At 58.7% G+C, this 824-nt stretch carries 1 rRNA gene; it reads left to right on the top strand.

The features are described from left to right. A 16S ribosomal RNA gene (locus ACRYA2_RS26575) occupies nucleotides 1-791 on the top strand; the annotation flags it as partial. Nucleotides 792-824: the final 33 nt, after the last annotated feature.

Below are 824 nucleotides of genomic sequence, written 5' to 3'. Positions count from 1 at the left end.
GACGGACCCGACGGTGAGGGACGAAAGCTAGGGTCACGAACCGGATTAGATACCCGGGTAGTCCTAGCTGTAAACGATGCCCGCTAGGTGTGGCGCAGGCTACGAGCCTGCGCTGTGCCGTAGGGAAGCCGAGAAGCGGGCCGCCTGGGAAGTACGTCCGCAAGGATGAAACTTAAAGGAATTGGCGGGGGAGCACTACAACCGGAGGAGCCTGCGGTTTAATTGGACTCAACGCCGGACATCTCACCAGCTCCGACAGTAGCAGTGACGGTCAGGTTGATGACCTTACTTGAGCTACTGAGAGGAGGTGCATGGCCGCCGTCAGCTCGTACCGTGAGGCGTCCTGTTAAGTCAGGCAACGAGCGAGACCCGCACTCTTAATTGCCAGCAACACCCTTGTGGTGGTTGGGTACATTAGGAGGACTGCCAGTGCCAAACTGGAGGAAGGAACGGGCAACGGTAGGTCAGTATGCCCCGAATGAGCTGGGCTACACGCGGGCTACAATGATCGAGACAGTGGGATGCCACCCCGAGAGGGGGCGCTAATCTCCTAAACTCGGTCGTAGTTCGGATTGAGGACTGAAACTCGTCCTCATGAAGCTGGATTCGGTAGTAATCGCCGTTCAGAAGACGGCGGTGAATACGTCCCTGCTCCTTGCACACACCGCCCGTCAAAGCACCCGAGTGAGGTCCGGATGAGGCCTGGATACCCAGGTCGAATCTGGGCTTCGCAAGGGGGCTTAAGTCGTAACAAGGTAGCCGTAGGGGAATCTGCGGCTGGATCACCTCCTAACACACGGGACCAGGCCGTCGCGCCTGGCCCA

The organism is Halomicrococcus pelagicus (genome assembly GCF_050954125.1).
The sequence above is the reverse complement of the archived record's forward strand: the minus strand, read 5'-3'. Positions and strand labels throughout refer to the sequence as shown.